Origin of the sequence: Arthrobacter sp. I3, from assembly GCF_000520575.1 — a bacterium.
GTDB lineage: Bacteria > Actinomycetota > Actinomycetes > Actinomycetales > Micrococcaceae > Arthrobacter > Arthrobacter humicola_A.
Window position 1 is genome coordinate 8,889 of the sequence record NZ_KI914943.1, and the last position, 8,537, is coordinate 17,425.

At 67.5% G+C, this 8,537-nt stretch carries 9 protein-coding genes; 4 read left to right on the forward strand and 5 right to left on the reverse strand.

What is annotated here, in order from left to right:
- Positions 1–655, forward strand: a 655-nt coding sequence (locus tag Y706_RS26080) for an MFS transporter (protein WP_343213076.1), incomplete at its 5' end; no start/stop codon positions are given.
- 39 nt (positions 656–694) lie between these two features.
- On the opposite strand, the gene Y706_RS0116810 is transcribed toward Y706_RS26080, so the two are convergent.
- Positions 695–1,411 (reverse strand): IclR family transcriptional regulator, encoded by a 717-nt coding sequence (locus tag Y706_RS0116810; RefSeq protein WP_028277513.1) that lies wholly within the window; start codon positions 1,409–1,411, stop codon positions 695–697.
- A 185-nt stretch (positions 1,412–1,596) separates the two neighbouring features.
- On the opposite strand from Y706_RS0116810, the gene Y706_RS0116815 reads away from it, so the two are divergent.
- The 3 genes from Y706_RS0116815 to Y706_RS0116825 all read left to right on the forward strand — a co-directional run bounded on the left by Y706_RS0116815 (position 1,597) and on the right by Y706_RS0116825 (position 5,163).
- Complete coding sequence (locus Y706_RS0116815) at positions 1,597–2,136, forward strand: flavin reductase family protein (RefSeq protein ID WP_052355094.1); 540 nt, start codon at positions 1,597–1,599, stop codon at positions 2,134–2,136.
- A gap of 56 nt (positions 2,137–2,192) precedes the next feature.
- A complete protein-coding gene (hpaB, locus tag Y706_RS0116820; protein ID WP_028277515.1) occupies positions 2,193–3,647 on the forward strand; it encodes a 4-hydroxyphenylacetate 3-monooxygenase, oxygenase component in 1,455 nt (484 codons plus the stop codon).
- 160 nt (positions 3,648–3,807) lie between these two features.
- Positions 3,808–5,163, forward strand: a complete 1,356-nt coding sequence (locus tag Y706_RS0116825) for an MFS transporter (protein WP_028277516.1) — start codon at positions 3,808–3,810, stop codon at positions 5,161–5,163.
- 139 nt (positions 5,164–5,302) lie between these two features.
- Here the strand turns inward: Y706_RS0116825 and Y706_RS0116830 are convergent, their stop codons facing one another.
- The 4 genes from Y706_RS0116830 to Y706_RS0116845 form a co-directional block, all read right to left on the reverse strand.
- Complete coding sequence (locus tag Y706_RS0116830; RefSeq protein WP_028277517.1) at positions 5,303–6,130, reverse strand: alpha/beta fold hydrolase; 828 nt, start codon at positions 6,128–6,130, stop codon at positions 5,303–5,305.
- A 4-nt stretch (positions 6,131–6,134) separates the two neighbouring features.
- Positions 6,135–6,464 carry a biotin/lipoyl-containing protein gene (locus tag Y706_RS0116835; protein ID WP_028277518.1) on the reverse strand — a complete coding sequence of 110 codons (330 nt, stop codon included), beginning with the start codon at positions 6,462–6,464 and terminating at the stop codon, positions 6,135–6,137.
- Positions 6,457–7,539: an alpha-ketoacid dehydrogenase subunit beta gene (locus Y706_RS0116840; RefSeq protein WP_028277519.1), complete on the reverse strand. Its 1,083-nt coding sequence runs from the start codon at positions 7,537–7,539 to the stop codon at positions 6,457–6,459. The genes Y706_RS0116835 and Y706_RS0116840 overlap by 8 nt, the downstream gene beginning before the upstream one ends.
- Positions 7,532–8,537: thiamine pyrophosphate-dependent enzyme (locus Y706_RS0116845; protein ID WP_028277520.1), on the reverse strand; the 1,006-nt coding region annotated here is incomplete at its 5' end. The genes Y706_RS0116840 and Y706_RS0116845, both read right to left, overlap by 8 nt.

The following is an 8,537-nucleotide window of genomic DNA, read 5'->3' on the forward strand; positions in this document are numbered from 1 at the left end:
AGGACACGCGGCCGGCCCGGCGCCCACAACGGCGGAGGACAACCACCGGGAAACCCGCACGGCAGCCCAGCGCGTCAAAACCTTCGCCGCCGTCGCCCTCCCCGTGCTGGCGATGGTGTGCATGGGCACGTTCTTCGGCTCCACCCAGACAGCACTGAGCTCTTTCTCCGCCAGCTTCGCCACCTCCGAACTCGCGGGCCTGCTCTACGCCGTCATGGGACTGAGCTCCGCCGCGGCCGCCCTCTCGGTCGCGTACTGGCCCCGGCGCTTCACGGTGAACACCCGCTGGATTGCCTGCGCGGCCCTCATGGCCGGCTTCGCATCACTGCTGTTGCTGCCCTCGACGGCGCTGCCCATGGTGCTTGTACTGCTGGTCCTGGGCCTGCCCGTTGGTCCGCTCATGGTCACTGTCTTCGCGATCGGCGGCCTCGTGGCCCCGGCCGGAAAGCTCGGCACGGTCATGACGGCCCTGGCCAGCGGCATTGTGGCCGGCACCGCGCTCGGATCCTCCGTCGCCGGACAGCTGGCGCAGAACTTCGGGTATTCGACGGCCTTCCTGGTTCCGGTGTGCGCCGCCACGGCGCTGTTCCTGCTCGGAACAGCGGCCGCCGTCGTACTGCGGCAGCGCGGGAAGAGGACGGCCGCGGCCGCATAGACCCCGACGGGACAGCGCCCTGCGGGACGGGGCACGGGCTCAGCCCAGCTGCGCCTCGATGCGACGCGCCGCCTCGGTCAGGGCCGCGGCCACCTCGTCCGGATCCTGCGCGGCGCGGATATAGACGACGGCGAGGGCGGCCGGACGCCCGCCCGGCACACGCAGCGGCACCGCAATCGAGGACACACCGGGGATCACTTCGTCATGGCTGGCGGCATAGCCGCGGTGCCGGGCCTCGGCCGCCTCGGACCGGTACGGGATGCCCGGGACCAGGGCCCGCCACTCCTGCTCCGGGAAGGCTGACTGGATCGCAATGCCCGGCGCTCCTGCGCTGATGGGGTGCCGCGACCCCGGGTGCTGCACCACCGCGGCGCCGCTGTGCCGCGGATCCACGGTCACCAGCGTCACGCACTCCTCCCGGTCCCAGACCGCCACAAAGGCGCTCATGGCCAGGGTGTTGGCCAGCAGGGTCAGTTCGGGCAGGGCCGCCGACTGCAGGTCGCGGGAGACCCCGCGCGCCAGGACGGCGAGGCCCGGACCGGGCTGGACGCGGCCGCCGTCGTCGCGCACCAGCAGTGAATGGTCCTCCAAGGTGCGCAGGATCCGGTAGGCCACGGAGCGGTGGACGCCCATGGCATCGGCGAGTTCGGCAATGGTGAGCGGCTGCTGCGCCTCGGCGAGGATCTCCAACGCCCTGATGCCGCGGGAAAGCGTCTGGGACGGGGAAGCCTGGGCGGTGCCGGCGTTCGGGGTCATGGGGTCCATCCTAGGGGCGGGTCGCTGGACGCATGGCGCGCCCGGCAACCCTTGTGTTCCGGCCCACGGTCCGCTAGCGTTCTATATGGGAACTACATGTTCGATTATAGAACACACCCCACCAAAAAACACAGGTCAGCCAAACCTCAGCCGAGGAAGACCGCAACGAACGCAAGGGATCAGTGATGATTGCCAAGCCACGCGACCACGCCGGGGGTGTCCAGGGCCAGGGCCCGCTGTCTGCCCCGCGGGCCAGCCACTTCCGGGGCAGCCTCGGCAGGTTTGCCACCGGCGTCGCGATCGTGACCTTCGACGGGGTAACGAAGCGCCACGGCATCACCGTGAACTCCTTCACCTCGGTCTCCATGGACCCTCCGCTGGTGCTGGTGAGCATCGCCCGCACTGCCAAGGCCCACGATGAACTCGCCGGCCGGCCCTTCACGGTGAATATCCTCGGCGCCGAGCAGCGGTACCTGGCCATGCATTTCGCCGGCCGTCCCGGCCCCGAGCCGCTGTGGGTGGAGGGGCATACTGCCCCGCGGCTGTCCAATGTCCTCGCCTATTTCGAATGCCAGCCCTGGGCGGCGTACGACGGCGGCGACCACACGCTGTATATAGGCGAGGTGGTGGACTTCAACTACCGCAACGGCGATGCCCTGGCGTTCGCCAACAGCACCTACACCACCATCCCGGAGAGCCAGCTGGGCATGGAGGATCTGCTTTAGCGCCGCACCGCATCCATTCAACGCGTTTCAGCTCAACGACGACTGGAGGAAGACCAATGGGTATCCGTACCGGACGGCAGTACCTGGACAAGCTCAACGCCATGACCCCGCACGTGGTGATCGACGGCGAGGTGGTCAGCGAGAAGATCGCCGAGCACCCGGCTTTCCGCAATGTGGCCCGCTCCTACGCCGGCCTCTTCGACATGCAGCACGACCCGAAGTACCAGGAGGCGCTCACCTACACTTCTCCCAGCACCGGGGACCTGGTCAACGCCTCCTTCCTGGTGCCGAAGACCATTGAGGACCTCCAGCGGCGCCGCCGCGCCATATCCACCTGGGCGGAGTCTTCCAATGGCTTCCTTGGCCGCTCCGGGGACTACATGAACTCCGCGCTCACCGCGCTGAGCACGGCCGGGGACTGGTTCGCGCAGGCGGATCCGAAGTTCGGCGAGAACATCCGCAACTACTACGAGTGGGCCCGGGAAAACGACGTCCTCGCCACGCACACCCTGATCCCGCCGCAGGTGAACCGCTCGGTCTCCGGTTCCGAGCAGCTCGGCGGCCAGCTCTCGGCCCGGATCGTGGAGGAGCGCGCGGACGGGATCGTCATCCAGGGCGCGCGCATGCTCGCCACCATTGCCCCGATCGCGGATGAGCTCCTCGTGTTCCCGTCCACGGTCCTGCGGGGCACCCCGGAAGACGCGCCCTACTCCTACGCGTTCGCCATCCCCAACGATGCCCCGGGCCTGCGCTACCTCTGCCGCACCTCGCTGTACAACGGCGGTAGCACCCACGACGAGCCGCTGGCCTCCCGCTACGAGGAAATGGACGCCGTCGCGGTCTTCGACCACGTCTTCGTGCCCAACGAGCGCATCTTCATGCTCGGCCACCCGCAGCTGTGCAACAGCTTCTACACCGAAACCGGCGCCGGGGCGCTCATGACCCACCAGGTGGTCACCCGCACCATTGCCAAGAGCGAGTTCTTCCTGGGCCTGGCGTCGGAACTGGCCGAGTCGATCGGTATCGACGGGTTCCAGCACATCCAGGAGGACATCGCTGAGTTGATTATCGACGTCGAAATCGGCAAGGCGCTGGTCCGCGCCTCCGAGGCCGACGCCGCGCTCAACGACGCCGGCGTCATGCTGCCGAAGTGGACCACCCTGAATGCGGCCCGCAACTGGTACCCGAAGATGGCCCAGCGCTTCCCGCAGATCATCCGCAAGTTCTCGGCGTCGGGCCTCATGGCCCTGCCGGGCGAGGCGGACGTCAACAGCGAGGCCCGCGAGGACATCGAGCTGTACCTGCAGGGCAAGACCCTGACGGGCCCTGAGCGCGTCAGGCTGTTCAAGCTGGCCTTCGACGCCTCGATCTCCGGGTTCTCCGGGCGCCAGTCGCTTTACGAGTACTTCTTCTTCGGAGACCCCGTCCGCATGGCTGGCGCCCTGGTCAACACCTACGACCGCGAGCCGGTCCGGGCCAGGGTCCGCGAGCTGCTCAACCGCACCGACTGACCCGCGGAAGACACTTTCCGGGAATGTGTGTGCCTTATCACATCTTTCATAGTAGTATTCAGGATACTAACTGACCGTTCGATCAGTAATTAATGAGGCATCAGTTATCCACTTCGCACCCACCCCGGGCAGTACCTCTGCCCCCAGCAACGGAGTTCCAATGACCGTAACTTCATCCGTAGATTCTGAGGCGGGTCCCAGCAGCAAACATGAGGAACGCAAGGTCCTCGCCGGGACCCTGGTCGGCACCACCATCGAGTGGTACGACTTCTTCATTTTTGCCCAGCTGACAGCAACGCTGCTCTCGCCGTTGTTCCTCGCCCCGCTGAACGACTCCAACCCGGGCCTGGCGCAGATCCTGTCCTTCGCCCTGATCGGCATCAGCTTCCTCTTCCGCCCGCTCGGCGCGATCGTCGCCGGCCACCTGGGCGACCGCCTCGGCCGCAAGGCCATGCTGGTCTTCACCCTGATCATGATGGGCGCCGCCACGGCCCTGATCGGTATGCTGCCCACCTACGCGCAGATCGGCGTCTGGGCCCCGATCCTCCTGATCCTGCTCCGCGTCATCCAGGGCTTCTCCGCCGGTGGTGAATGGGGCGGCGCTGCCCTGATGGCCGTGGAGCATGCTCCCAAGAGCAAGCGCGGCCTGTTCGGCGCCTACCCGCAGATCGGCGTTCCGGTCGGCATGATCCTCGCGACAGGCCTGCTGTACTTCCTCAACACCTCCATGTCCAAGGAAGACTTCGCGTCCTGGGGCTGGCGTGTGCCGTTCCTGCTCTCCATCGTGCTGATCATCGTCGGCTACCTGATCCGCCGGGCGGTCGCCGAGAGCCCCGTCTTCAAGGAGATGCAGGACCGCAAGGAAGAAAGCAAGGCGCCCCTGGGCGAGCTGCTCCGCAAGCACAAGAAGGCCGTCCTCTACTCGACGATGATCTTCATCGGCAACAACGCCGCCGGCTACCTGCTGATTGCCTTCTTCATCTCCTACGCCACCAAGACGCTGAAGATGCCCACCCCGCAGATCCTGCTCGCCACGACGCTGGCCTCCTTCGGCTGGCTGATCTTCACCCTGGCCGGCGGCTGGCTCTCGGACAAGATCGGCCGCGTCAAGACCTTCCTGATCGGCTACGGCATTGTCTTTGCCTGGATGATCCCGATGTTCGCCCTGATCGACACCAAGAACATCCTGCTCTACGGCGTCGCGCTGTTCGTCCTCACGGTCGGCCTGGGCCTGTCCTACGGCCCCATGTCCGCCATGTACGCCGAGATGTTCCCGCCGGAGGTGCGCTACTCGGGCATCTCGATCGGCTACGCCTTCGGTGCGATCCTCGGCGGCGCGTTCGCGGCCACCATCGCGGAAGTCCTCCTGCAGGGCACCCACTGGACCGGCTCCATCGGCATCTACATCATGATCCTCTGCGTCATCTCCGCCGTCGGCGTCCTGCTGACCGGTGAAACGAAGGGCCGCCCGCTCGGCGTCGCGCACCACGCGCCGGCCGGAGCCGCAAAGCACTAGCAACCAGGCAAGCACGAGGGGCGCGGACCGCAAGGTCCGTGCCCCTCTGGGTTAAAGAGCAACGCGGGGTCACTGCGCGCCCATCCAGATCATTCGGATGGGCCGTAAGTGACCCCGCGTTGCTTTTTGTACGGTGGGTTTAGACGCCCAGGAAGCTGATGGCGCCCTGCTTGAAGGCGCGGCTGGTGATGGCGTTGGTGTGGTTGCGGCCCGGCAGCACCAGCTGTTCGACCATGCCGCCGACCGTGGCGCCGAGGGCGGCGAGCTCCGGCATGGAGGCGGCCCGGTCGTCCTTTTCCCCTGCCACGAGGAGCATCGGCATGTGCGGGACGGCCTCGGCGGGGTCGTAGGGCTCGGTCTTGATCGCCTCGACCAGGGACAGCAGCGCGAAGATGTTGTTGCTGGGCAGCAGCATGGCCATCTTCAGCAGCCCGGCGGTCGACTCGTCCGCGATCGGCGTGCCGTCGGCCAGGTACCGCTGCGCGGCGATCAGGTCGAAGTCCGCCAGGGGATCGGCGACGTTCGGGCCGCCCAGGACCAGCCGGTGCACCAGCTCGTGCTGTGTGGCCCCGAACTCCCAGGCGAGCCGGGACCCCAGCGAATAGCCGATCACGTCGAGCCCGCTGGACGGGTCGCCGTCGCGCAGCGGACGCGCGCCGGCGTCGAACACTATCTGCAGCAGGTCCGCGCGGATCCGGCTGGGGGAGTAGGAGTCCATGTCCTCCGGGGCGCCGCTGCGGCCGTGGCCGGGCAGGTCCACGGTGATGACGCGCCGGCCGGCTTCCAGGAGCGCGGTGAGCCAGCCGCTGTCCTCCCAGTTGAGCTTGGAGGAGGAGGAGAAGCCGTGCAGCAGCAGGACGGGACGGAGCCCGGCGTCGTTCTGGGGCTCATGCACCTGCACGTACAGCTGGGGGTCGGTGCCCTCAACGGTGTGCGAATGCTGTTCGCCGGTGTGTCTGCCGCTCATGCTCTCAGTCCTCATCAAGTAAGGCGCTCAGGCGGACCCGGCGCTTCGGTGCCTCTTCCTTCGGGACCGTGCCCACGATGCCGGCGGTGTTGTCCGGCACCTCAAACACAATCAGGGGCTCGCCGACATTGATCTTGTCGCCGGGCCCGCCGTAGATACGCACTACCTTACCTGCCTGCGGGCTGGGCAATTCAACGGCCGACTTGGTGGTTTCGACCTCCACGAGCGGCTGGTTGCGCTCCACCTGCTCGCCCGGTGAAACCAGCCATTCCAGCACGGTGGCCTCGATCAGGCCCTCGCCGAGATCCGGGAGCGGGAAGGAAATTTCAGCCACGTTTGTACTCCAATACTCGCTGGATGCCGAAGAGGATCCGGTCAATGTTCGGGATGTATTCATCTTCCAGGTCGCCCGAAGGGTACGGGACGTCGAAGCCGGTGATGCGCTCCACCGGCGCCCTGAGGGTGTCGAAGCAGCTTTGCGTGATCAGCTGCGCCACTTCGGCGCCGAGGCCGGAGGTCAGCGGCGCCTCGTGGACGACGACGGCGCGGCGCGTCTTGCGCACGGAGGCGGCGAGGGCCTCGGCGTCGATCGGCTTGAGCCAGCGCAGGTCCAGGACCTCGATGTCGATCCCGTCCTCGGCCGCGAGCTCCGCCACCTGCAGGCAGCGGGCCACCATGGCGCCCCAGGCGACCAGCGTGAGGTGGCGGCCTTCGCGCATCACCTTGGCACCGGTGGGGGAGCCGCCATCGGCATCGTGCCGGGCGGTGTCCACCTCACCCTTCTGCCAGTACCGCGACTTCGGCTCCATGAAGATCACCGGGTCCGGCCGCGTGGCGGCGTACTTGAGCAGGTGGTAGGCCTCATGCGGGTTCGACGGCGAGACCACCTTCAGGCCCGGTACGTGGGCGAAGAGCGCCTCCAGGCTTTCGCCGTGGTGTTCGGGGGCGCGGATGCCGCCGAAGCTGGGCACCCGCAGGGTGATGGGCATCGGCATGGTGCCCCGGCTGCGGTAGTTCATCCGGGCGATCTGGCAGACGATCTGGTTGATGGCCGGGTAGGCGAAGCCGTCGAACTGGACCTCGGGAATGGGGTGGAACCCGGCCATCGCCAGGCCCACGGACATGCCCAGGATGCCGGATTCCGCCAGCGGGGTGTCAAAGACGCGCTGCGCGCCGTGCCTGGCCTGCAGCCCGTCGGTGATGCGGAAGACGCCGCCGAGCCGGCCGCAGTCCTCGCCGAAGATGACGGTTTTGGGGTTCTCCGCGAGGACCTCGTCGAGGGCGCGGTTGAGTGCTTGCTGCATCGACATCACCGTGGTGGCGGGCTCGCTTCCGGCCGGGTTGGTGGCAGTGTTGTCGGCACTGTTGTTGCCGCTGGCACTTTCGCTTTCGAGAATCGAGTTAGACATGTTCGGACTCCTCGCGCCAGTTGGCGGCCTGGGCCTGCAGGGCAGGGGTGGTTTCCTGGAAAACCAGGTCAAACATTTCGGTCCCGGGCCGGGAGCTCAGGGCCTGGATGCCGGTACGGATCTGCTCCTCTTCGGCCTTGGCCGCGGCCAGCGCTTCGGCGAAGAACGCCTCGTCGGCAATTCCATCGGCCAGCAGCCGCTGCCGGAGCCGCTCGAGCGGGTCGGTGCCTGCGCCGTCGCGTTCCTCGTCGAGGGAGCGGTAGCGGCCCGGATCATCGGACGTGGAGTGCGGGCCGCGGCGGTAGGTCATGGCCTCGATGAGCACCGGGCCGTTGCCGGAACGGGCATGCGCAAAGGCGCGGCGGGTCGCTTCGAGGACCGCGACGACGTCGTCGCCGTCGATCTTCTGCGCCGGCATGCCGTAACCCGCGGCGCGGGCCGCGACGGAGCCGCCGGCCACCTGCAGTTCGGTGGGGACCGAGATGGCCCAGCCGTTGTTCTGGACGAAGAACACCACGGGCGCCTTCATCACGGCGGCGAAGTTCATCGCCTCGTGCACGTCGCCCTGCGATGAGGCGCCGTCGCCGAAGTAGGTCAGGGCGACGCCGTCCTTTTGGTCCAGCGTCTGGCCGTGGGCCCAGCCGACGGCGTGCAGGACGGAGCCGGCGACGACCGCCTGGATCGGGGCCAGCCGGGATTCCATCGGGTTGTACAGGCCGCCGTGCCACGTGGCCTTGTGGGTGGACATGTAGGCAACCATGTCCACGCCCATGGTCCGGGCAACGCCCATTTCGCGGTAGGTGGGGAAGACGAAGTCCCGGGTGGTGTCCACGGCGTAGCCGCTGCCCACCTGGGCCGCTTCCTGGCCGAGTTCGGGGGCGTAGCCGGGGATGATGCCCTGCCGCTGCCAGGCGATGGCCGAGGTGTCGAGGTGCCGGACGGCCACCATGAGCGAATAGAGCTCGCGGAGTTCATCGGCTGTGAGCGGCCCGGCAGCG